Annotated in this window: 11 protein-coding genes and 5 pseudogenes; 5 read left to right on the forward strand and 11 right to left on the reverse strand. The window is 60.3% G+C overall.

The window, feature by feature from the left end; all coding sequences use genetic code 11:
- Nucleotides 1-80 precede the first annotated feature (80 nt).
- Entirely contained in the window at nt 81-2,471 is a 2,391-nt protein-coding gene (locus PSH69_RS09295; RefSeq protein ID WP_305411735.1) for a diguanylate cyclase, read from the forward strand.
- 95 nt (nt 2,472-2,566) lie between these two features.
- Here PSH69_RS09295 and dacB read toward each other — a convergent pair whose 3' ends face one another.
- The 8 genes and pseudogenes from dacB to PSH69_RS09335 form a co-directional block, all read right to left on the reverse strand.
- On the reverse strand, nt 2,567-4,027 hold the full coding sequence (gene dacB / locus PSH69_RS09300; RefSeq protein ID WP_018925274.1) for a D-alanyl-D-alanine carboxypeptidase/D-alanyl-D-alanine-endopeptidase: 1,461 nt from the start codon (nt 4,025-4,027) through the stop codon (nt 2,567-2,569).
- A 495-nt stretch (nt 4,028-4,522) separates the two neighbouring features.
- Nucleotides 4,523-5,257: pseudogene (locus tag PSH69_RS09305) on the reverse strand (IS3 family transposase); the annotation flags it as partial.
- A gap of 142 nt (nt 5,258-5,399) precedes the next feature.
- Nucleotides 5,400-5,744: a YggL family protein gene (locus PSH69_RS09310; RefSeq protein ID WP_305411736.1), complete on the reverse strand. Its 345-nt coding sequence runs from the start codon at nt 5,742-5,744 to the stop codon at nt 5,400-5,402.
- 228 nt (nt 5,745-5,972) lie between these two features.
- Nucleotides 5,973-6,242, reverse strand: coding sequence for a helix-turn-helix domain-containing protein (locus PSH69_RS09315; protein WP_305411737.1), 270 nt, complete (start codon nt 6,240-6,242; stop codon nt 5,973-5,975).
- Between the two features lie 371 nt (nt 6,243-6,613).
- Nucleotides 6,614-7,318 (reverse strand): annotated as a pseudogene (gene istB, locus PSH69_RS09320) (IS21-like element helper ATPase IstB).
- A gap of 54 nt (nt 7,319-7,372) precedes the next feature.
- Nucleotides 7,373-8,878: pseudogene (gene istA, locus PSH69_RS09325) on the reverse strand (IS21 family transposase).
- 399 nt (nt 8,879-9,277) lie between these two features.
- On the reverse strand, nt 9,278-10,072 hold the full coding sequence (locus tag PSH69_RS09330) for a hypothetical protein (RefSeq protein WP_305411738.1): 795 nt from the start codon (nt 10,070-10,072) through the stop codon (nt 9,278-9,280).
- Between the two features lie 3,424 nt (nt 10,073-13,496).
- Entirely contained in the window at nt 13,497-13,643 is a 147-nt protein-coding gene (locus PSH69_RS09335) for a hypothetical protein (protein ID WP_305411739.1), read from the reverse strand.
- Between the two features lie 137 nt (nt 13,644-13,780).
- Between PSH69_RS09335 and PSH69_RS09340 the strand changes: the two are divergent.
- The 4 genes and pseudogenes from PSH69_RS09340 to PSH69_RS09355 form a co-directional block, all read left to right on the forward strand.
- A pseudogene (locus PSH69_RS09340) lies at nt 13,781-13,944 on the forward strand (IS630 family transposase); the annotation flags it as partial.
- A 384-nt stretch (nt 13,945-14,328) separates the two neighbouring features.
- Nucleotides 14,329-15,600 (forward strand): hypothetical protein, encoded by a 1,272-nt coding sequence (locus PSH69_RS09345; RefSeq protein ID WP_305411740.1) that lies wholly within the window; start codon nt 14,329-14,331, stop codon nt 15,598-15,600.
- A 366-nt stretch (nt 15,601-15,966) separates the two neighbouring features.
- Nucleotides 15,967-17,508, forward strand: coding sequence for a hypothetical protein (locus PSH69_RS09350; RefSeq protein WP_305411741.1), 1,542 nt, complete (start codon nt 15,967-15,969; stop codon nt 17,506-17,508).
- A 359-nt stretch (nt 17,509-17,867) separates the two neighbouring features.
- A pseudogene (locus PSH69_RS09355) lies at nt 17,868-18,339 on the forward strand (IS481 family transposase); the annotation flags it as partial.
- 67 nt (nt 18,340-18,406) lie between these two features.
- Here the strand turns inward: PSH69_RS09355 and PSH69_RS09360 are convergent.
- The 3 genes from PSH69_RS09360 to PSH69_RS09370 all read right to left on the reverse strand — a co-directional run bounded on the left by PSH69_RS09360 (nt 18,407) and on the right by PSH69_RS09370 (nt 22,855).
- The gene (locus PSH69_RS09360; protein ID WP_305411742.1) at nt 18,407-19,948 is read right to left on the reverse strand and encodes a hypothetical protein; all 1,542 of its coding nucleotides are present in this window, start codon (nt 19,946-19,948) and stop codon (nt 18,407-18,409) included.
- Nucleotides 19,949-20,410: 462 nt separating this feature from the next.
- Nucleotides 20,411-21,865, reverse strand: coding sequence for a hypothetical protein (locus tag PSH69_RS09365; protein WP_305411743.1), 1,455 nt, complete (start codon nt 21,863-21,865; stop codon nt 20,411-20,413).
- A 426-nt stretch (nt 21,866-22,291) separates the two neighbouring features.
- Nucleotides 22,292-22,855 (reverse strand): hypothetical protein, encoded by a 564-nt coding sequence (locus tag PSH69_RS09370; RefSeq protein ID WP_305411744.1) that lies wholly within the window; start codon nt 22,853-22,855, stop codon nt 22,292-22,294.
- Between the last annotated feature and the right edge of the window lie 508 nt (nt 22,856-23,363).

The following is a 23,363-nucleotide window of genomic DNA, read 5'->3' on the forward strand; positions in this document are numbered from 1 at the left end:
TGGTCAAATTAGTGGCTAATAGCTATAACTCAACTCATGGCCAATGGGCTTTCCGGCACCTGGCGTTATGAGTTGCGTTTATGTCGTTACACGCCGTGCGCCCCAAGATCCTGGGTTTTATCAGCGAAGATGTCTCGGCCTGGCTGGTCGCGCTGCTGGTATTGCTCGTCGGCGGGATTCTTACGGGGTTGCTGGCCTGGGCAACACTCAATCAGTTTCATCAGCAAATGCGGCAACGTTTCCAACTGCTCGCCAGTGAACGCTACAGCCGTATCGTAGAACGTTTCGAAGATCAGGAGCAGCGCCTCGATGGCCTGCGCCGGTTCTTTGCCAATTCCGAGTCGGTGTCCCGCGAGGAATTCGACGGTTACGCCAAACCTCTTTTGCGGCGCACCCAAGCCTATTCCTGGGCACCACGGGTTTCCCGCGCCGAACGCCCCTTGCTTGAACGCTTCATGCATGACGAAGGCTTGAGCAATTTCACCTTTCGCGAACTCACCGCCGACGGCCAGTTGCAACCGGCCGCGGAACGGGACGAGTACGTACCGGTGCTCTATACCCAAACCCAGAGCCGACTGCCCACGCCGCTGGGTTACGACCTGCTGGCCCAGCCCCTGCGCCGTTCGACCCTGGAGCGTGCCGATCGAACTGGCCGCATGGCTGTCTCGCAACCATTGCATCTGGTAGGCATTGAGCCCGCCTATTCACGGGGTATGTTGCTGGTGGCACCGGTCAGCCGTCAGCACCTGCCGGGCAGCACGCCCGCCGGGTATGTGATGGCGGTGATCAGCATGCGCCAGCTGCTGGCGGACGGGCTGCCGGAAGAGAATCATGATTCTCTCTCGGTGCGCATCCTCGACTTGTCCACCGATGACCAACACGAGGTGCTGTACGAGTCGACCAACCGGGCGGGGGCCAGTGACTTGTCCTCCACGCGCTTGCTGCGCCTGGCCGACCACGATTATCAAGTGGATATGCGCCCCAGTGCAGCGTTCCTGCAAGCCAACCATTCCTCAGTGACCAGCCAGGTGGTGCTGGGTGGTTTACTCAGCTTGTTGCTCAGTGTGTTTCTCTATGTGTTGGTCAGCCAGCGGCAACGGGCGCTGAAAATGGTCGAGCAACGGACCGAGGAACTGCACGCCCGTGAGCAAGAGCTGCGCGGCACGCATGGCCAATTGCGCGGCGTGCTGGATGCTGCGACTCAGGTGGCGATCATCGCCACCGACCTGCGGGGGATCGTCAGCACTTTCAATGCCGGTGCCGAGCACATGCTCGGTTACTCCAGTGCGCAGGCCGTGGGCCACATGACCCTGGAAAACCTGCACCTGCCCCGGGAGCTCCAGGCGCGGTCGGCGGAGTTGAGCGTGCGCTATGGCAAGCCGATTCCGACCTGTCAGGCCATGTTGGTCGAAGGCGGGGAAGAGGGCGGTCACGAAGCTCGGGAGTGGACGCTGGTGCGCCGCGACGGCAGCCATTTGACGGTGAACATGCTGGCGACCCCGGTTCTCGACGAGCAGGGCTTGTGGGTCGGGCACTTGGCGATCTGTATCGACATCACCGAGCGCAAGCGCGTCCACGAGGCCCTGGCGGCGCGGGACTTGTTGTTGAAGAAACTCAGCGCCCATGTGCCCGGCGGGATTTACCAGTTCAAGATGGAGTTCGATGGGCGCTTCAGCGTGATCTACGCCAGCGACGGGATGCGCGAGATCTACGAACTCGAATTGGAGGTACTGCTAAGCAATGCCGAAGCGGTGTTCTCGCGGATTCATCCTCAGGACTCGCGCCGGGTCCGCGCGTCGATCCAGGTGTCGGCGGACAACCTCAGCCCCTGGCGCGAAGAGTATCGCGTGCAATTGCCCGAGCGTGGCCTGCGCTGGGTCCGCGGCGAAGCAACGCCGGAGGAACTGCCCGGTGGCGGTGTGCTGTGGCATGGCTACATTTCGGACATTTCCGACCTCAAGCGGGTGGAAGAGGAATTGCGCGCGCTGTCGGTGACCGACTCCTTGACCGGGATCCACAACCGCCGCTACTTCCAGGAGCGCCTGACCACCGAAATGGCCCGGGTCGAGCGCGGTGGTGGCGAGTTGTCGGTGATCATGCTCGACATCGACCACTTCAAACGCATCAATGACCAGCACGGCCATGCCGTGGGCGATCGGGTATTGCAGGCGGTGTGTGAGCGTATTGGCCGTCGCCTGCGGCGCACCGATGTGTTCTGTCGCCTGGGGGGCGAAGAGTTCATGGTGCTCTGCCCGGACATCGGTGGTGAGCAGGCGCATGTGTTGGCCGTGGAGCTGTGGCAAGGGTTGCGCAGTTCGCCGATCGACGAGGTGGGGATCGTTACCGCGAGTTTCGGGATTGCCAGCTGGCGGGCCGGGGAAGGTGCGGATGCGTTGCTGTTGCGGGCGGATTCGGGGGTTTACGCGGCGAAGCAGGCGGGACGGGATCGGGTTGAAGGGCAGATGAGCTAGGTCTGCATACAGACCCTGTTGGAGATTCTATGTTGCAGGGTTGCCCTGCAACATAGAATCTCCAACATTGGATCTGAGGTGTTCTATGGATCCGGTTACAACACCGATGCCGTGGTCGGCAGTTTCGGCTGGCGATACAAGTCCAGCAGCACCTGATCCAGCACCGAAGACGCGCCAAACGGGGCCTTGTCGTTAAGGATCGCCACCACCGCCCAGGTATTGCCATTGACATCGCGGCTGAAGCCGGAGATGGCACGCACAGTGTTCAGGGTGCCGGTCTTGACGTGGGCTTCACCGGTCATGGCCGTGCGCTTCAGGCGTTTGCGCATGGTGCCGTCGGTGCCGGCAATTGGCATCGAGCTGATGAACTCGGCGGCGTACGGGCTGCGCCAGGCGGCTTGCAGCATCGCGGCCATTTCACGCGCGCTTACCCGTTCGGCGCGGGACAGGCCGGAGCCGTTCTCCATCACCAGGTGCGGTGCGGTGATGCCTTTCTGCGCCAGCCACTGACGCACCACGCGCTGGGCTGCTTTGGCGTCATCACTGTCGGCGTCGGTGCGGAACTTCTGGCCCAGGCTCAGGAACAACTGCTGAGCCATGGTGTTGTTACTGTATTTGTTGATGTCGCGAATGATTTCCGCCAGGTCTGGCGAGTAGGCCCGGGCCAGCACCTTGGCGCTGCTCGGCGTCGGTGCCAGACGATCCTGGCCCTGGATGCTGCCGCCCAGTTCCTTCCAGATCGCGCGCACGGCGCCGGCGGTGTAGGTCGCGTGGTCGAGTAGCGACAGGTAGGTCTGGGAGCTGCAACCTTCGCCCAGCTGGCCGCCGACGGTCACGGTGACGCTGCCATCAGCCTGGGTCACCGGGTTGTAGCGCACCCCCCCGGTGCATTGCTTGGAGTTGAGCGCCTTGACCTGATTGTCGATGCGGATGCTGGCAATCGGCGGCTCGACCGACACCAGGACCTTGCCCGAGTCGTTGCGGGCCACGAAACGCAGGGCCTTGAGGTTGACCAGCAGTGCGTCGGGCTTGACCAGGAACGGTTTGTTCTCGTCATTGCCGTCGTCGTTGAACTCGGGCAGTTGCGGCTGCACGAAGAAGCCGCGGTCCAGCACCAGGTCGCCGGTGACCTGGGTCACACCGTTGGCGCGCAAGTCGCGCATCAGCAGCCAGAGTTTTTCCATGTTCAGTTTCGGATCGCCGCCACCCTTGAGGTAGAGGTTACCGTTGAGGATGCCACCGCTGAGGGTGCCATCGGTGTAGAACTCGGTTTTCCACTGGTGGTTCGGGCCAAGCATTTCCAGCGCCGCATAGGTGGTGACCAGTTTCATGGTCGAGGCCGGGTTGACCGAAACGTCAGCGTTATAAACGGTTGGGGTGCCCGGGCCGTTAAGCGGGATCATCACCAGCGACAAGGCGCTGTCCGGCAATTTGCTGGCCTTGAGGGCCTTTTCAACGTTGGGCGACAGGGCGGTGTTGATCGGCGCGGCGGAAACGGGGAGGGCCAGGGGCAGAAGAAGGCTGGCCAGCAGCAATGGACGCAAAGATTTGATCATCTGAAATAAAACCCTACAGCCGAGGGGAAAAAAGACGAGGGCATGGTGATAAATTCCCTCAGCGGTCATGAAAGTGTCGGCATTATGCCCCAAGGTGCAAGGGCTTGTGCCGCACCTTGGTCGACTAATCCGCTATTTTTTTACCGACGGTAGACGTCGCGCCGTTCTGAGGCGGGTAATCGGCGCCTTAAACTGCTAAAGTGCCGCCCGTTATTACTTATGAGGATTGTTCCAATGGCGACTAACCGTTCCCAGCGTCTGCGCAAAAAACTGTGCGTCGATGAATTTCAAGTTTTGCTGATTAGCACAAGATAATCAAAAAGTTGTCAAAACCTGATCCTCCGTTCCGCCCTTCGTTTCTAGTCCGCCAGCCCCCCTCTAAACATTATTCTGTAGTGGTCAACTAATCCCGGACACGACGTTAAGTTTTTCTTCAGCCTGAGCCGGTGCCAGTCCACCGTTGAATTGGTGAGGCCGAATCCAGTTGTACCGATGCAGCAATAACTCGGTTTTCAATATCCCGTTTACACGTTCAGCCAGCGCATTTTGGTAGCAGTCGTAGCCATCAGTCATTGAACAGGTGCTGCCGTATTTGGCATGCAGCCGCTGATAAAACTCGGAGCAGTATTGGGCCACCTCTATTCGAGTGATGCCCCTGACGTTGCTCGGTTGTCCGCTGCTTGAGCGGCTTTGCTGAACGCCTGGATCACGAACTCAGTGTGCAAGCTTTCATGGACATGATGCCCCACGATTTTTCGGGAGTACGCATCGGTGATTAAGCTCAGGTAAGCCACACCCGTTTGAGTCGGTAAGTAGGTGATATACGCTACCCATACTTGCTCTGGCGCCCTGGCGACTACCTGTATCGGCCCGTCTTTGAGCAGGTTCGGATGCCGGCGAAAGCGATGATGGCTGTCCGTCGTTTTGTGATAGGCCCGCCTGCGGGGAACCAGTTCGCGCCGATCTCGCAAGATATCGAATCAACGGTCTCGACCAACCTTCTCGGACACTTCTGGCTCAGTGCGTATTAGATTGTGGAGTTTTCGGGTGCCAAGACGTGATTGTCTAAGTCGCTTTTCCCTCACGGACCCCATCACTTCGTGGGCATGACGGGCCCGGACATCACACGCCGGGTTGCGCTTGTAAATAAGCCTGACGGGAAATCCCCATGAACTGGCAAGCCCGACTAACGCTCAGGTCTTGGATCTGCCCTTGGGAGAGGACTTGCCGGGGTGGAAACCGGAGACATCTTTTAAATTTTAAACCGGAGACATCGTTTACAGGTATGAAATACGGTCAGAAGGTGTAAACCTTATTCAGGACGGGACACTAGAAACAAAAAGGGCCATCACGATGGATGGCCCTTTGAACATCAAGCTACCGAATTGATCGGTTTTTCCGGGTACCAGACGTCCAGCAGCGGGCTAACTTCAACGCTGGTCAGTTCGGTGCGGCCTTTGAGCCAGGTTTCAACGGCAGCACGTTGGTCAACGCTGACCGAGCCACGCTTCTGCAGGCAAACCAAGCCGTAGTCGTCGCCGCCTACATAGCCCAGACCGTTGGCTTCCATGGCTTCCTTCAGGAACGCATCGAGGAATGCATCGATTGCCTCGTCAGCCAAATTTTCCTTGAAATCCAGGTTCAGCTCGAAGCCCAATTCCTGGAACTCGTCTACACAGAGCTTTTTGCGCAGACGCTGGGAGCGGTTAGTGGCCATGAAGCAATCCTCTTAAGTAATAACGCGGCGCATCTTACCAGCTGGCATGCTTGGTCGTCTCAATTTCGGCAATTGACGCTCCCGTAGTCTTTCGAACGAGCGGCTACCTGCTGGTTTGTCGTTACGTGATGCAGATGGAGCACCAAAATATGCCTGGAAATGGATGCTGTGATTTCCATCTTCCTCGTGTGAAAAGAATGTACACGATGATTTCTCTGACAGCACAGACTACTTCAGACTCTCAAGCTCGCTGATGACCCTAGCTACAAGCTGATCTGAGGTTTCCGGCCCCATATTGCTGTATACCGCCGCAAGAAGGGTAAGCGGATAGATCCCTAGACTTTTTGCTATCGCAGCCATTTTGGGCAGGGTAGGGGTTTTCTGGCCATTTTCGAGTTCGCTGATGTATCCCTGATTGATGCCAACAGCAATTTGTGGAAGCCCTTTGCTGCGACGAATCGTCTTTACGATAATCCCGAAGGATTCTTTGAGATCCATTTGCTGATCCGCAAAAGGCACGATAAAGCCTTGCTGCGGGATAAAGAGCTATACGCTATAGCAATATTTTCATTTTTCTCACGTTGAAATAGTTTTAGGAACGAGTGAAGAGTGCTCATCGCACCCATTGCGGGGCAAGCATTTGCGGATACGTGTCTTCTGACAGCGGAAGCTTTCGCTAAATGCTGTTCAAGGTGGCGAGCGGAAAACTGTATTCGTGATCGCTTTCTCTTTCGAAGATCTAGTTCGCCGAGCTTGTAGCTCGCATGCGGATTCCACGCCATCCGGCCACCCAGCCCACCAACATCCGGCCACCTATTCCAAGATCATCCGGCCGGGCAGTCGTCGCGCAGCGACGCAGGTTTGCATTGTTAGTCTGAAGTCCCTGACGCCGTCAATTTCGTTGCGCGCCTGCGCATCGATTCGCCCTTCAGTTCGATGCGATAAGCGTTGTGCACCAGCCGGTCGAGGATCGCATCGTCCAACGTCGGATCACCGATCAGTGCATGCCATTTGTCCACCGGCATCTGGCTGGTCACCAGCGTCGAGCGGTTGCCGTAGCGATCGTCCAACAGCTCAAGCATGTCGCACCGCTGCGCAGCGGTAAACGACGCCAGGCCCCAGTGATCCAGGATCAGCAAGTCGGTCTTGGCATAACCCGCCATCAGTTTCGCGAAGCGGCCGTCGCCGTGGGCCAGGCCCAGCTCTTCCGTCAAACGCGGCAGGCGCAGGTAGCGCACGCTTTAACCGTCACGGCAGGCCTTGTGGGCCAGCGCGCAGGCGAGCCAGGTTTTGCCAACGCCAGTCGGGCCGCCGATGATCAGGTTCAGGCCGTCGCGCAGCCATTGGCCGCTACCCAGTTGCAAGATCAGGGATTTGTCCAGGCCGCGCGGGCTGCGGTAATCGATGTCCTCCAGACAAGCGTTGTGGCGCAGTCGTGCGGCTTTGAGGCGAGTGCTCAGGCGCGTATCTTCACGCTCGGTCAGCTCGCGGTCGACCATCAGGCCGAGGCGTTCGTCGAAGCTGAGATCGTTGACGTCGGGCGTTGCGTGTTGCTCGCACAGCGCTTTGATCATGCCGTGCAGGCGCAGGGTTTGTAGCTTGCAGCATTTGGGTGCTCCTTTTTCAGGTCAGTGGTAGTAGCCGGGGCCGCGCAGATTGAAGTGTTCGTCGGGTAGCAGGGGTAGGTTTTGCTGGGCCAGCGGTAATCGCTCCAGCCCTTGGCGCAGGATCGATTCCAGGCTTTTGTAACTGCACGTGCCCAGTGCCAGCGCACGCTGGCAAGCGGCTTCCAGCCGCTCTTCACCGTGCTGTTTGCTCAGGCGCAGGATGCCCAGGCAGGCGCGGAAGCCGTGTTGCGGGTGGATTCGGCGTTCGAGGATGTAGGCGATGACGCCGGCTGTATTCGGGCCGGTCTGCTCTGCTCAACGGATCAGCCATTGTGGTGTCCACTCGGCGTGCTCGCGGTGGCTCTTGGGCATGTGCTCGGTTTGGGTGGTGTGGCGGCCTTTATGTGCTGAGCGCAGATGGCTGGCCACGCGCTGGTTGGCGTGGAAGCACTCGATGGTCTGCGCGGTGAGCCGTACTTCGAGTTGGTGCTTCACCAACTGGTACGGCACCGAGTAGTAATGGCCGTCGACTTCGACGTGGTAGTCGAAATGTACCCGTACCTTTTTCCATTCGGCGTAGACATAAGGATGCGCTGGCAGCGATTGCAGCGCGGGTTGATCGATGCTCTCGAAGGCTGACCGGCGTGAGCCGGGCAGCTTCTTGAAGGGCTTTTGATTGAGCCGATCCAGCAGCACGCCGATCGCCGTGTTGAGTTCGCCCAGCGAGAAGAACTGGCGGTTGCGCAGCACCGCCAGGATCCAGCGCTCGACCACCTGTACGCCGACTTCGACCTTGGCTTTGTCCCTAGGCTTGCGGGATCGAGCAGGTAGCACGGCCAAGCCGTAATGTTCGGCCAGGTCGCGGTAACTGGGGTTGATGCCGGGCTCGTAACGATGCGCTTTGGTAACGCCGCTGCGCAGATTGTCCGGTACCAGGATCTGCGATGTACCGCCGAGAAAGGCGAAGCAGCGCACGTGCGAGCCCAGCCAGTCAGGGAGCTTCTGCGACCAAGTGGCCTCGGCGAAGGTGTAGCTGGACGCGCCGAGGACGGCGACGAAGATCTGGGGCTGGCGGATCTCGCCGGTTCGCCGGTCGATGACCGGCACGGTCTGGCCGGCGTAGTCGACAAACAGCTTTTCGCCGGCGCGATGTTCCTGGCGCATGACCACATCGACCTTGGCGGCCCAGAGGCGGTAGTGTTCGCAGAACCAGCTGTATTGGAAGCCTTGCGGATGGATGAGTCGGTACTCTTGCCAGGGCAGGGCCAGGGTTACGCCGGGGCGGCGTAACTCGGCGTGAACATGAGCCCAGTCCGGCATCGGGCGTTGGTCGCTGGGAACATCGGGCGGAGGCGGAAAAAGGCGCCGTTGCAACTCAACGTCACTCAAAGCACACGGCCAGATCAGCCCGCTGGCAGCAAAGCGATTGAGGTACTCACCGATGGTCGCGCGACCCACTTCCAAGCTGACAGCGATCTGGCGAGCAGACAGGCCGACCTCGAATTTGAGACGTAGCACTTCATGGATAACCGCTCCACGACGACCTCTCTGCTTCGATAAAAGAGGTCGATGGTAGTGAATTAATCTGCGTAGCTGCCTGCCTTATGGGTGGCTTGATGGCCGTGGAATGGGTGGCCGGATGCCCGTGGAATCCGCAGGTTACGATACGTTGGCATTCGAAGCCGGGTATCAGACCGGTGAGCGCCCAAGTACTATCCCGGCACATCAATGATCTGGAGCCTACGTTGACGCGCAATGGCTATCGCATGAAAGACCTTGTGGGGCAGTTCAACGCTATAGCACACGAATTCAAGGCATTGTTCAGCAACATGATCCTCTTACGGCCTCTCTGTGCAAGGCAGTAGAGGAATACCCCCGCAGCGATGACACCGTCGCCTTCTACCGGCGTCGCGCAAGCCTTGTCGCCTATGAGGGCGCTTTCAGCTTCAACTGGAAGCCCCGGTTAATTGCCGCGCGCGTGCCTCGGTCAAGTCCGTGGTCCTGAATGGCCGTATTGACCGCCGCCTCCAACGCTGCTGGGCGCTCTTCGCCCGCAGCAGGTGCCAGCGCGGCCCAGCGCTGATTCTGCTGCTCGAGATGGCACAGAAATCGTGAAATATTTGAGCGGTATGACGGGGTAAGGGTTTGGGGCAGTTGCGCCATCACTGTTTGGTGTTCGGGCAGCCCAGGTGTCAGTTGGACCCGACCGGAAGGCCCCAGCAGAGCCAGATTGAAGCCGTGGTTAAGTGCCGCGCGCGTGCTTGTGTTAAGTCCGTGGTGCTGTATGGCCGTATTGACCGCTGCCTCCAACGCTGCTGGGCGCACTTCGCCCGCAGCAGGCGCCAGCGTGGACCAGCGCTGACCCTGCTGCTCGAGATCGCGCAGAAATCGTGAAATATAAGAGCGTTGTTTCCGGCCAAGGCTTTCGGGCAGTTGCGCCATCACTGTTTGGTGTTCGGGCTGTACTGGTGCCAGTCGGACCTGACCGGAAGGCCTCTGCAGAAGCAAATTGAAGCTCAGGTTAAGTGCCGCGCGCGTGCCTCGGTCAAGTCTGTGGTGCTGCATGGCCGTATTGACCGTCGCCTCCAACGCTGCTGGGCGCCTGTCGCCGGCAGCAGGCGCCAGCGCAGACCAGCGCTGACCCTGTTGCTCGAGATGGCACAGAAATCGTGAAATATTAGAGCGGTATGTCGAGGAGAGGCTTTCAGGCAGTTGCGCCATCACGGTTCGGTGTTCGGCCAGTAATGATCCGACTCGCCGCGTGGGGGCGGTGGATGGCAGCGCGCGCGAGGGGCCAGAGGGCTGGGTCGACGATGGATAGGGGGGGGCAGCCCGTTCCTTGCCCCTGCGAGTGCGGGAAACGCCTGAGGTGGATGGGGCCGACGCGGCGTCGGCTCCGGACACAATGTGCCCAAAAGGATGTGCGCCTTCGTCAAGCAGCGGCGGCGGTGCCCAGTGTGGCTCAGAGTGATCGGAGTCTCGTGAGGCCTTGCTCGACGTCGTCTCGCGGCTCTCGGTCGTGCTGTCCGACGGCAGGGGAGACCCCGAGATGTCCTGCGGACTCCGTCTCTGAATCAAAGCATTGCGCAGTTGCGCCTCTGAGCGTGAGCGCGCGCGGAGGAAGTCGTCAGAAGTCAGGTGGCGAGTTAGCAGTAAGTCAGTCACGACGGGTGTTATATCCGCGAGGGTATAATTCGTGCTGTCGGAGCTATTCTGAGCCCGTTGCCGATTCAACTTCTCCAGCACAACCGTCTTTGGGTTGGGTAGAGCGTAGTCCTCGGACGGCAATGAATGCAGATAGTCCTTTGAGAAAGGTGAGAGCTCTCTGCGCGATGAGCTCGTGAACTCGGCGAGAAGGTACTGTTGCACGTCCTCTATGGTGTTCGGCAAATGATCTGGTCCAAAAGCCGATTGCGTATAGACTTCAATGGCGCTAAATCGCCAGGGCCTCCGGGTGGGAGGGTGGCATTGGGAGCCGGGGCCGATGCAGCGAAGTTGGCGAGGTATGCAGAATATGGGGAAAGGGGGCGCACTCTTCTCTCCTTTAGGGACGAGTAGCAGGCAGTCTCCTGCCAAAGATCGTTCGACCGAATGCAAACCACGGCCACGTGCATAGCCTGTTGGGTGGTCTGGGGGCGAGTTGGGTTCCAGGGCACGGGAAGCCGATGGGCCTGCCATTGAGCCGCGTCATCAGGAATCCGGGAGGCCGATGCTGTTAAGCGACGCTGGAAGGCAATCCGGAGCATGGCGTTATACGCCAATGCCTCGAAAACACGACTGATTGAGTTTGGTCGTTTTGCTGCGAGAAATCGTAGGAAGCGAGGTTTATACAGACCGGAGGCGTTTGACGTCCTGGGCTTCACGCATTGTTGCAGTGCCGACAGAAGCGGTGGATCTCAAATCCTGCGACTGACGGCCAAGACGCAAATGTGTACAACACTGTTGGCTATTCGGGATGAGTTGAAACGCCAACGTCATGAGCCTGTTCGACCAAAGGATCGCAGCAGCAGGCGCTGGTCACGGCCGCCTCGGCCAGCCCGGCGACGGGAACACGTCCATGGCGATCGTCCGGGTTGGGTGCCGGGCTGGAGGCTCTCAGGCGAAAACCGTTCCTTGCCGGTACTCACCCAACTTTTGGAGGCGCGAGCGATTACGACCAGCATGGAAGTGCATCAGAAAACGGAATTTAAAGCACGTTAAGCATGTTCGGGGGGGGGGCGCTCAACCTGAAATGTGAAGATACGCAAAATTAATGAGTTGCAGGCCGGATAATGGCGGCGCGGCGGGGCAGGAGAGTCAAAATGACTGCGCAATCGACAATTTCGTACTGCGATACAGGTCATGTCATTATATCCATATGCCTACCTGAAGCGGCTTGCAATCGAAAGCGGCCATGCTTGCAACCAATGCTATTTCAGGCTCAGATTAATTGCGATTGAAGCAGCCCCTGTGCTCGCATGAACTGCGACTAAATTTCACTTGTCCATGGAACTCAAAAGTTCGAAACGCCACTCATTAGTTTCTTAGAGCAATAAGCGGGATAAATAGAGCCTCTGCTTCGCCGACTGCCTCCATCCAACACAGCCCAAGTCAGGCGTCTGAGACAGTTCCATTAAAGATAGAAACCGTTGATCAGGCTAGAGATCACTGGCGTACGATCACGAGCCCGTTACAAGCCGAAGAGGCGATGATAGCGCTTGAAGAGAAGGTAGAGGGAGGGCACCTAAGCGACGAGCAGACCTATCTGCTATTGGCGAATGCACTGCGGGATTTACACAGCACTCTACAAAGAGCAACTACTCAGCCAGGAGCAGCTAACCTGCCAGTACGCCCTCCGGCGACTCTTTGGCGGCCTCCAACCCTGGATGGGGCGAGTCCGACATCCATCAGCGGACTGGGCGACGGGTTGGCGGGGTTCGGACGGCTCGGGCGGCCGGAGTAGTGCAACAGTGTCGCAGATTTAACATAGCGGCCGGCTATTTGGGCGACATTGGGTAATATGCACGTTCCCGCCGTTTAATTGCAGTAAATGTGAGCATGGCCGTTTTCGATTGCAAGCCGCTAAACCTAAGCCTGCCCTCCCTCTGTCGGCCATGCCTCGGGGCCGGATCAGCGCTGTGTAGGTTCCAGATCATCCAGTTGACGCGACAGTACCGACTCAACCGGCTCCGCCGAGGCAGGTTTCTCCTCGGTCAGGTAACCGGCCTCTAGGGACAGCTCAGATGCAGTTGAATCTGTAAGGGCGTGCGCAACTCGGTGGGGTGAATGTATTCGCGCTGACTACCGGTGATGCCGTCGAGCGAAAACCGTTTTCCTCCATCGTAGCTTGGGATGGCCAGCCAGCACTCCTGATTTCGATGAGCAAATCGTATAAAACGCAGCGATGAAGGTGTCCAGCTTGATGCTGTGCTTCTCAATGGCGAAGGACTTGGAAGCGGTGACCTTCTTTTTCCCCCTCCATCATCTGTTGAAGGCGGTGTAGCATTACGTTTTGCCTCTGCTGATGACACCACACAGTGCAATCAAACGCCCTTCGAAGATCACACCCCCAATGTCTTTGATCAGTTGCTGATGGTGCGCGGTTCAAAATAACCGATTTGGCTCAGCGGTAACGTCAACCCGTAGTGCTGCACCACTTCAACCCGCATGTTCGTCTCCTGCTTTTTTTGAGGCAGAAATAGGTCCTGATGCGCTCCAAAACAATACGGCGTGTCAGTGTTTTATTCAGCGCCTTGTGGAATGAAAGCTTGATCCTCAGTCGAGAGTTTGGATAAGGGCCGCGCGAGTTCCTCGGAAATGGCAAGCTTGGCGTAATGGCGCTGGAAAGTGAGACTCGTGCGCGTCGGCATTGAAAGGGAGACGTAGCAGTTCCACCGAAACAGTTCAAGGCGTCAGCCGCACATCGTTACCGGCCGCGCAGTGACGGGCAAGCCCAACTGATCGGCCAGTGTATGGAAGTTGTCGGATCGCTCATCGACTTTGCCACGCTTGAACGCTCGGTACCGATGCAACAGCGGTGCGATCAGCCGTGACCTGTGTATCGACACCCGCCTTGCGCCGTTCGGGCTCGCGGGCAATGCAGCAGAATTGCTTCCAGGTACACATCTCGCGAATGCTCCCCTCGAGTAGATTGGGCTGCCAGTTCTCAATCCGCGAATGTGGCTCGCTGCGATGGGGGCTGCACGTTGTAGGTGCGCACCAGGTAACGCATCAACCCTTCGTTGGCCTGCGCTTCGATTTCCGGCTTGTGGAAGGCCGAGCCAAGCCGGCGTGTACGTTCACCATCAGCCATCGCGACGGTCGTCGCGCACTGAACATCCCCAGCCTGGTTACCACTGGGAACAGTCGCATGATTTGTGCGTCATGGCAGCGTTCATGGCTCAGAACTATCTTTAGAAACGCTTGATCAACAGTATTCAATATCAACATCAGGCGTGGCTGAAGACACATAAACGCTTCCACCTGCATTTCACCCCGACTTCCAGTGCGTGTCTTTGCGAGAGGGCAGCGTCAGTTCGTTACGCGAGCTGGAGACCTCGATGACCACATTCCTGACCTTGCAAAATGCACAACCGACTCAGTATGTCTGGAATGGGGGGAACCAGGCAGGCTGGAAGCAACACTAAACCAAGTAACTATTTTGAATTTTTAACCTCAACCTGGCTATCACCGTTTATGGGGTTGAAGCCATTTGAGATCATTACAAGGGGATATAAATGGGTGGATGGATTTCACGAAACGCCATGAGGCCTGAGTTCATGGCGTCTCTCTCCACAGTGTCACAATCGACACCTGCCTCTGCGCCCACATCACCCACACACACCTTGACTCCCCGCAATCTGGAACGTACGGATGCGAACGGGGCGCTGATTCGGGCGGGCAGCGCCTCACAAAAAACTTCGTTGTCCTCGGCGGCCCTTGCGGCGGCCCTTGACCGATCGGGCACATCGCCCAAGACCGGACTCCGGGACCTTCCCGTGGAGTTGGTACAGGCTATTATTCGTGGGGTAGCAGCCAGTGACTCGGCGGGTGATGCGGCCGGAGGGCTGCGTGCCCTCATGTTGAGCAACAAGTTTTTAAAGGCGTCGGTATTGGGTGAGCAGTCGGTCAAGGAGTATTACGAATTTCTGCAACCGTTGATAGGCGCCTTCAACGCGCTCAAACCCCACTTGGCGATTCACCAGATGAATCGCCACATGCTGGCGTTGATGGGGCCTAAACAACGCCAGAAGCTGGTCACGGCCGCCCTCGACCTGTCCAACTCCTGGAACAAGGCCAAAGCGATTGTCGCGTTAGGCGCCGGTCTGGGGGTTCTCGAACGACCGCAACCGCAGGTGCTGGTCGCGGCCGCCCTCGGCCTGCCCGAGACGATGAAAGCCACGGCGATCGTCGCGTTGGGCACGGGACTGGGGACTCTCGAACAGTCGCAGCAGCAGGCGCTGGTCGCGGCCGCCCTCGGCTTGGCCGACGAGGGGGACAAGGCCCGGGCGATCGCCGGCTTGGGTGTCGGGCTGGCGGCTCTCGAACGGTCGCAGCAGCAGGCGCTGGTCACGGCCGCCCTCGGCCTGGCCCGCGGGTTGCACAAGGCCCACGCGATCGCCGGGTTGGGTGCCGGATTGACGGCTCTCGAACGGCTGCAGCAGCAGGCGCTGGTCACAGCCGCCCTCGACCTGACCGACGAGTGGCACAAGTCTATGGCGATCGCCGGGTTGGGCGCAGGGCTGGCGGCTCTCGAACGGCTGCAGCAGCAGGCGCTGGTCGCAGCCGCCCTCGGCCTGGCCGACAGGTTTCACAAGGCCCGGGCGATCGCCGGATTGGGCGCCGGGCTGAGGTTTCTCGAACGGTTGCAGCAGCAGGCGCTGGTCACGGCCGCCCTCGGCCTGGCCAACGAGGGGTACAAGGCCTGGGCGATCGCCGGGCTGGGCTCCGGGTTGGCGACTCTCGAACGGTCGCAGCAGCAGGCGCTGGTCACGGCCGCCCTTGGCCTGGCCATCGAGAGAGACAAGGCCGAGGCAATCGCCGGGTTGGGTGCCGGGTTGGCGTTTCTCGAACGGTCGCAGCAGCAGGCGCTGGTCACGGCCGCCCTCGGCCTGGCCGACGAGAGGGACAAGGCTCGGGTGCTCGCCGGGTTGGGTGCCGGGGTGGCGGCTCTTGAACGGTCGCAGCAGCAGGCGCTGGTCACGGCCGCCCTCGGCTTGGCCGACGACGAGCAAAAGGCCCGGGTGATTGCCGTGTTGGGTGCCAAGTAGATTATTTCGAGAACGGCACACTAGGTGCCTTTGCCAGATGGATACGGTGATCATGGGTTTATAGGGCTGTCCAATAACCTGTTGACCTCTGTAGCCGTTCATGTTGATGGAAGTTAAAACTTATGGGAACTAGGCAACACTAAACCAAGTAACTACTTTGAAATTTTAACTCAACCTGGTTATCACCGTTTATGGCAGTTGAAGCCATTTTGGCATCATTGCAAGGAGATACAAATGGGTGGCTGTATTTCGCGAGACAAGATGGGGCCTGACCTCGTGACACCTCTCTTCACAGTGCCACAACCGACACCTGCCCCTGCGCCCACACCACCCACCTACCCGTTGACTCCCCGCAATCCGGAACGTATGGACGCGAACGGGGCGCTGATTCGGGCGGGCAAGTCCTCACAAAAAACTTCGCTGTCCCAGGTGGCCCTTAAGGCGGCCCTTGATCGATCGGACACCTCGCCCAAGACCGGACTCCGGGACCTTCCCGTGGAGTTGGTACAGGATATTATCCGTGGTGTAGCAGCCAGTGGCTCGGCGGGTGATACGGCCGTGGGGCTGCGTGCCATCATGTTGAGCAACAAGTTTTTAAAGGGAGCGGTATTGGGTGAGCAGTCGGTCGAGGAACATTACGAATTTCTGCAACCGCTGATAGGCGCCTTTAACGCGCTCAAACCCCACTTGGCGATTCACCAGGTAAATAGCCAGATGCTGGCGTTGATGGGGCCTAAACAGCGCCGGGGGCAAGTCACGGCCGCCCTCGGCCTGGCCGACGGCGGCTGGAACAAGGCCCAGGCGATCGTCAGGTTGGGTGCCGGACTGATGACTCTCGAACGATCGCAACAGCAGGCGCTGGTCACGGCCGCCCTTGGCCTGCCTGAGATGATGAAGGCCACGGCGATCGCCGTGTTGGGCTCCGGGCTGGGGGCTCTCGAACGGTCGCAGCAACAGGCGCTGGTCACGGCCGCCCTCAACCTGGCCAACGAGGGGAACAAGACTAAGGCGATCGCCGGGTTGGGTGCTGGGTTGGCGCACCTGAGCGAGTCGCAGCGCGAGGAGCTGGTCACCGCCGTCCTCGACCTGGCCCGCGGCTTGCACAAGGCCCATGCGATCGCCGGGTTGGGTGCCGGGCTGACGGCTCTCGAACGGCCGCAGCGGCAGGTGCTGATCACGGCCGCCCTCGGCCTGGCCGGCGGGTGGGACAAGGCCAAGGCGATCGCCGGACTGGGCGCCGGGTTGAGGGCTCTCGAACGATCGCAACAGCAGGCGCTGGTCATGGCCGCCCTCAATCTGGCCAACGAGGGGTACAAGGCCCGGGCGATTGCTGGGTTGGGCGCCGGGCTGGCGGCTCTCGAAGGGCCGCTGCAGGAGAAGCTGGTCATGGCCGCCCTCGGCTTGGCCGACGAAAGGGGCAAGGCCTTGGCGATCGCTGGGTTGGGCGCCGGGTTGGTGGCTCTCGAACGGTCCCAGCAGCAGGCGCTGGTCACGGCCGCCCTCAATCTGGCCGACGAGGGGGAAAAGGCCCGGGTGATCGCCGGGTTGGGCGCCGGGCTGGCGGTTCTCGAACGGTCCCAGCAGCAGGCGCTGGTCACGGCGGCCCTCGGCCTGACCGACGAGTGGGGCAAAGCCGAGGCGATCGCTGGGCTGAGTGCCGGGCTGGGGGCTCTCGAACGTCCACAGCAGGAGGCGCTGGTCACGGCCGCCCTCGGTCTGACCATCGAGGGGGACAAGGCCGAGGCGATCGCCGAGCTGGGTGCCGGGCTGACGGCTCTCGAACGGCCACAGCAGCAGGCGCTGGTCTTGGCCGCCCTCGGCCTGGCCGACGAAAGGCACAAGGCTCAGGCGATCGCCGGGCTGGTCAATGGATATCAAGCTTCGAGAGTTCGTGACTATCTTCGTTGAGGGGCTGTTCTATACCACGCGCAAACTGACGCCAATACATTCGCCTCTGCGCTTCATGAACAGGGGGGCGGGTCGGGTAGCTTTAGCGGCTTGCAATCGAAAACGGCCATTCTTGTAATCAACGCTATTTCAGGCTCGGAATAATTGCGATTGAAGCAGTATCTGTACTCGCATTAACTGTGACTGAACTTGCATTCAGCGTCCTTTGCATGCATTTTCATTTCTGCGTGCTCACTTTTGTTTGCGATTAATGGGTTGTCCATCAAACGTTTGTGTATTGGACGCTAGGGGGGATGAATCTTGAACTCCCGAAATCGCATTGTCCGTGTCCAGAAACAGTTTCGAATTTTCAATATCTGCTGAGACGTCCGACTATCGACCACTACTTATCCTTGTGGGGACTGGATCAAACTCGCCTGTCGCGGCAGCCACCGGTCACACGTTTTCAAGCGGAAAACAGCAACGACTGTTGGCAGTTTGACCTGTCATCCTCGGACCTGAAGTATATCTACAAACCAGACTGGATCTATCCGAGTAGGGGGATGCCGACGCTGATGCTGTTCAGTGGGGGGATGACCGCAGTGGTATGACTTATCAGGAGAGGACGCGGAGTTTGCGCTGCGTATTCTTGTTCAATGCAATGGCGCTGAAGGCTGATCCGAGCTTTCCATCTCAAGGCCGTCCAAAGATGATCTATCTGGACAATGGCCCGGTCGCCAAGCGCCGAGTCCTCCAGAACGTCATTCGGGTGCTGGCAAGGATGGAACGCGTACCACTAGCCGTTCAAAGGGGAAGGTTGAGCGTCCGTTCCATACGGTAAAAGAAGCCTATCTGGAGTGACAGAACTTTCTGAGGGGCAGGCTTGGCCACCCAGCTGCGCATGGTATCGGCCAGCCCCTCAGCGAAGATAGTCACGAACCCTCGAAGCTTGATAGCAATTGACCAGCCCGGCGATCGCTTGGGCCTTGTGCAACCCGCCGGGCAGGCCGAGGGCAGCCAAGACCAGCGCCTGCTGCTGCGGCCATTCGAGAGCTGCTAGCCCGGTACTCAACCCGGTGATCGCCTGGCCCTTGTGCCAGCCGGTCAGGCCGAGGGCTGCGGTGACCAGCGCCTCCTGCTGCGGCCGTTCGAGAGCTGCCAGCCCGCTGCCCAACCTGGCGATCGCCTGGGCCTTGTGCAACCCGTCGTCCAGGTCGAGGGCAGCCTTGACCAGCGCCTGCTGCTGCGAGCGTTCGAGAGCCACCAGCCCGGCGCCGAACCCGGCGATCGCCTGGCCTTTTTGCCACCCGACCAGCAGGCCGAGGGCGGCCGCGACCAGCGCCTGCTGCTGCGGCCGTTCGAGGACTGCCAGCCCGGCACCCAGCCCGGCGAGCGCCCGGGCCTTTTGAAACCCGTCGGCCAGACCGAAGGCAGCCGCGAGCAGCGCCTTCTTCTGCGACCGTTCGAGAGCCCCCAGCCCGGCGCCCAGCCCGGCGATCGCCACGGCCTTTTGAAATCCGTCGGCCAGGCGGAGGGCTGCCGTGACCAGCGCCTCCTGCTGTGGCCGTTCGAGAGCCGCCAGTCCGGCGCCCAGCCCGGCGATCGCCTCGGCCTTTTCCCCCTCGCCGGTCAGGCCGAGGGCGGCAGTGACCAGATCCTCGCGCTGCGACTTGCTCAGGTGCGCCAGCCCGGCGCTCAACCCGGCAATCGCCTGGGACTTGTCCCACCCGTGGGCCAGGCCGAGGGCGGCCATAACTAGCGCCTCCTGCTGTGGCCGTTCGAGAGCTGCCAGTCCGGCACCCAATCCGGCGATTGCCCGGGCCTTATGCTCCCCGCCGGCCAGGCCGAGGGCGGCCGTGACCAGCGCCTGCTGTTGCGATCGTTCGAGAGCCCTCAACCCGGCGCCCAACCCGGCAATCGTCCGGGCCTTGTACCCCTCGTTGGTCAGGCCGAGGGTGGCGGTGACCAGCGCCTCCTGCTGCGACCGTTCGAGAGCCCCCAGTCCGGCGCCCAACCCGGCGATCGCTAGGGTCTTCATTGTCTCGGCCAGGTCGAGAGCGGCCGTGACCAGCCCCTGGCGCTGATGAGGCCCCATCAACGCCAGCATCTGGCTATTTATCTGGTGAATCGCCAGCTGGGGTTTGAGCGCGTTGAAGGCGCCTATCAACGGTTTCAGAAATTCGTAATGCGCCTTGACCGACTTCCCATTCAATACCGACTCCTTTAAAAACCTGTTGCTCAACATGATGGCGCGCAGCCCCCCGGCCGTATCACCTGCTGAGCCACTGGCGACCCGACGGATAATCTCCTGTAGCAACTCCACGGGAAGGTTCCGGAGCCCGGTCTTGGGCGATGTGCCCGATCGGTCAAGGGCCGCCTCAAGGATCGCCGAGGACAACGAAGTTTTTTGTGAGGACTTGCCCGGTTTGATCGGTGTCCCTGTCGCATCCGTACGATCCATGCGCTTCTCGGGTGGCTCTGGTGTCGCTGTCGTTGAAGTCGAAATGGAGGCGACTGCAGAGGGTGTTACGTCTGGCACAACAGCGGGTGGCGGCGGGCTGGCAGAGGAAATACGCGTCATTGGTTATAGATTCCTTGCGGTTCAGTTGACGGCCGGCACACGGAAGCCGGCGGCGTAACCGTGGATTGACTCACGGTCCTGTGTGTCGAGAGTCTTGAGTGGTCTGAGCGCGGTTCGAGTTCCGGTCAAAGCTACCGACCCGAGGGGAAATCACCCTGGCTCATGAAGCGCAGGGGCGAATGTATGGGGTCGTCATGAACTGAATGCTGGCGATGGCTATTTCCGCGTTGTCGCGCAAATAGCCTTGAGGGTTGGTGTTCGCCAGGCACCCGCAGAGGGTGCCGCCCTTTTCGCGGACCCAGCGATTAACCGGCGTGTCCTCGCCTGGGATCGGCCAGCCCCTCAACGAAGATAGTCACGAACCTTCGAAGCTTGATAACCATTGACCAGTCCGGCGAGCGCCCGAGCCTTGTTCCAGTCGCCAGCCAAGCCGAGGGCGGCCGCGACCAGCGCCTGCTGCTGCGCCGGTTCGAGAGCCGCCAGCCCGGCACCCAGCCCGGCGATCGCCTGAGACTTGTACCCCTCGTTGGCCAGGCGGAGGGCTGCCGTGACCAGCGCCTGCTGCTGCGGCTGTTCGAGAGCCGCCAGCCCCGCACCCAGCCCGGCGATCGCCTGGGCCTTGTAGTCGTCGTCGGCCAGGCGGAGGACGGCGGTGACCAGGGCCTCCTGCTGCGACCGTTCGAGAGCCGCCAGCCCGGCACCCAGTCCGGCGATCGCCTGGGCCTTGTCCTCCCCGTCGGCCAGGCCGAGGGCGGCCGTGACCAGCACCTGCTGCTGTGGCCGTTCCAGAGCCGCCAGCCCGGGGCCCAGCCCGGCGATCGCCATGGACTTGTGCCACTCGTCGGTCAGATCGAGGGCGGCGGTCACCAGCGCCTGCTGCTGCGTCCCGTCGAGAGCTGCCAGCCCGGCGCCCAGCCCGGCAATCGACTCGGCCTTTAGAAGCCCGCTGGTCAGGTCAAGGGCGGCCTTGACCAGCGCCTGCTGCAGCGGTGGTTCGAGAGCCGCCAGCCCGGCGCCCAACCCGGCGATCGTCCGGGCCTTTTGAAAACCTTCGGCCAGGCCGAGGATGGCAGTGACCAGCTCCTCCTGCTGCGGCGGTTCGAGAGCCGCCAGCCCGGCACCCAACACGGCGATCGCCTCGGCCTTGTCCCTCGCGTCGGCCAGGCCGAGGGCGGCGGTGACCAGCGCCTCCTGCTGCGGCCGTTCGAGAGCCGTCAGCCCGGCACCCAGCCCGCTGATCGCCAGGGTCTTGTGCCTCTCGTCGGCCAGGCCGAGGGCGGCGGTGACCAGCGCCTGTTGTTGCGACCGTTCGAGAGTCGCCAACCCGGCACCCAGCCCGGCGATCGCCTGGGCCTTGGGCGACTCCTCGGTCAGGTTGAGGGCGGCCGCGACCAGCCCCTGGCGCTGTTTAGGCCCCATCAACGCCGCCATTGATGCCAGCATGTGGCTACTTACCAGGTGAATCGCCAAGCGGGGTTTGAGCGCTTTGAAGGCGCCTATCAACGGTTGCAGAAATTCGTAATGCTCCTTGACCGACGTCTCAGCCAATATCGCCCCCTTTAAAAACTTGTTGCTCAACATGAGGGCATGCAGCCCCGCGGCCGCATCACCCGCTGAGCCACTGGCGACCTGACGGCTAATAGCCTGTACCAACTCCACGGGAAGGTCCTGGAATCCGCTCTTGGGCGATGTGCCCGATCGGTCAAGGGCCGCCTCAAGGGCCACCTGGGACAACGAAGTTTTTTGTGAGGACTTGCCCGGTTTGATCGGTGCCCCGCTCGCATCCGTACGATCCATACGCTTCCCGGGTGGTCCTGGTGTCGCTGTCGTTGAAGTCGAAATGGGGGCGACTGCGGGGGGTGTCGCGTCTACCTCCACAGGGGCGGGTGACCAGCAGCTGAAAATAGAGAGTTTCATCGATATAGACCCTTATTGGAGACGGCCGGGCACACGGAAGCCGGCGACGTAACCCTGGGTTGACTCACGGCCTTGTGTCGAGAGTCTTGAGTGGTCTGAGCGCGGTTCGAGTTCCGGTCAAAGCTACCGACCCGAGGGGAAATCACCCTGGCTCATGAAGCGCAGGGGCGAATGTATGGGGTCGTCATGAACTGAATACTGGCGAGGGCTATTTGCGCGTTGTCGCGCAAATAGCCTTGAGGCTCGGGTGTCGCCTTCTTCGCGGACCCAGCGATTAATCAGCGTGTCATGGGATCGGCCAGCCCCTCAACGAAGATAGTCACGAACCCTCGAAACTTGATAACCATTGACCAGTTCGGCGATCACCTGAGCCTTTTGCAACCCGTCGGCCGGGCCGAGGGAGGCCGTGACCAGCTCTTGCTGTTTTGGCCGTTCGAGAGCCACCAACCCGGCACCCAACCCGGCGATCGCCAGGGTCTTGTTCCTGTCGTCGGCCAGGCTGAGGGGGGCGGTGACCAGCGCCTGCCGCTGCGACTCGCTCAGATGCGCCAGCCTCGCGCCCAACCCGGCGATCGCCCGGGCTTTGTGCCAGCCGTCGGGCAGGCCGAGGGCGGCCGTGACCAGCGCCTGCAGTTGCGACCGTTCGAGAGCCGCCAGCCCGGCGCCCAACCTGGCGATCGCGTAGGTCTTTTCAAGCTCGTGGGCCAAACCGAGGACGGCCGTGACCTGCTCCTGGCGCTGTTTAGGCCCCATCAACGCCAGCATCTGGCTATTTATCTCATGAATCGGCAGGTGGGGTTTGAGCGCTTTGAAGGCGCCGATCAACGGTTGTAGAAAAAGGTAATGCTCCTTGACCGACTGCTCACCCAATACTGACGAAAAACTTGTTGCTCAACATGATGGGGTGCAGCCCACCGGCTGTATCACCCGCCGAGTCACTGGCTGCTATACCACGGATAATAGCCTACCACCTCTACGGGAAGGTCCTGGAGTCCGGTCTTGGGCGATATGCCCGATCGATCAAGGGCCGCCTTAAGGGCCACCTGGGACAACGAAGTTTTTTGTGAAAACTTGCCCGTCCGAATCAGTGCTCCGTTCGCATCCGTACCTTCCGGTTTGCGGGGAGTCAAGGGGGCGCAGGGGCTGCTGTCGGTTGTGGCGCTGTGGAGAGAGGTACCATGAGATCAGGCTTCTCGTGAAAGACACGCACCCATTTATATCTCCTTGCAATGATGTCAAATGGCCTCAGCTGCAATAAGCGGTGATAGCCAGGTTGATGTTAAAATTTCAAAGTAGTTACTTGGTTTAGTGTTGCTTCCAGACTGCCTGGTTCCCATAAATTTGAACTTCCTTTCAACATGAACGGCTACAGAAGTCA

It is taken from the genome of Pseudomonas sp. FP1740 (assembly GCF_030687165.1).
Classification (GTDB): domain Bacteria; phylum Pseudomonadota; class Gammaproteobacteria; order Pseudomonadales; family Pseudomonadaceae; genus Aquipseudomonas.